The sequence below is a fragment of the Natrialba chahannaoensis JCM 10990 genome, from assembly GCF_000337135.1.
Classification (GTDB): domain Archaea; phylum Halobacteriota; class Halobacteria; order Halobacteriales; family Natrialbaceae; genus Natrialba; species Natrialba chahannaoensis.
Genome location: NZ_AOIN01000095.1, coordinates 1 through 1,309 on the forward strand (window position 1 = coordinate 1; position 1,309 = coordinate 1,309).

Sequence of the window (1,309 nt, forward strand, 5' to 3'; positions counted from 1 at the left end):
GCGCGAAACCGATCGTTGAGGACTGCTTCTCCCTCGATCGCGGCGACAACGCTTCGATCCCCGAGGGCGCGTTCTGGGAACAGCAGTCCTACCTCGGAATGCGGACCGACATGCATCCGAACGACGGTGCGCAGTCGTTCGCGGAAGACTCCACGCGGGATCGAACACCGTCAGGCGACTCCCACCGACTCCAGACGAAAGAACTCGGCGTCGAGCGCATTCGGACGATGCTCCGCGAGAGTGCCCGGACGCTGGTTGCACGGGCGAAATCGACGGACACGATGGGGCGCACGCAGATGGCGGCTCTGGACCTCACGAAGGGCAACCCGTGGNCCCGGACGCTGGTTGCACGGGCGAAATCGACGGACACGATGGGGCGCACGCAGATGGCGGCTCTGGACCTCACGAAGGGCAACCCGTGGGGCGGCAAAGTCATGCGCGACAGCAACGGGAAAAACAAGGAGCCGTGGATTCTGGGGTACAAGGGCGAGAACGGGCCGTTCTTCCAGTGGGCCGTCATCAAACTCGTCGGCCACGATGTGCCGCTAATCCTTGATGCGATCCCGGTCGAACGTGGTCGAAAGCGGGCCGACATCGTGGACGATCTCCTCNCTCGTCGGCCACGATGTGCCGCTAATCCTTGATGCGATCCCGGTCGAACGTGGTCGAAAGCGGGCCGACATCGTGGACGATCTCCTCGACGGTGCAACCGACATCGTCCCCGGCTTAGACCTCGTGATGATGGACCGCGAGTTCGCCAATGACGGCGTCAAAGACGCCTGCGAGGACCACGGTGTCCACTACCTGAATCCGGGTGTGGTGCGGTCCAGCAGCGACCACGAACACCAGATTGCCAAGCTCGCCAGCGAGGACAAAGACTTCGACGTCGTCGAGCAGGAGCGACTCGACGATGGACCGACTCGGAAGGCGGTCTACCTCCCGAAGCGCGAGTGGGAACGAGAAGACGAGGCCGATGACGGCACGGACGTGACGATTCGCCAGGAACTCATNATCGGCGATACAACACCGCTCTCGGCGGATCGTGACGGCGACTCGCCGTTGAGCAATCTTCTCGATGAAGTAGCGGACGAGGAGGAGATTGACGAGCCGGCACGAGTCGAAGCGCCGACGGTGCCCTTCGAGACGAACCTGCCGTGGGTAGACACCGATCCTGCTGACGAACGGGAGATGAAGCACCAGATCGGGCGGGTAATGGCCCGGTATAAGCGGCGCTGGGGTATCGAAAACGGGTTCAAGAAGCTGAAGACGTTCCTCGCAGAGACACAGTCGCCCGACCACCGGTTTCGGT

General features: G+C 62.6%; 1 pseudogene. It reads left to right on the plus strand.

The features are described from left to right. Window positions 1–1,309, plus strand: a pseudogene (locus C482_RS17655) (transposase); the annotation flags it as partial.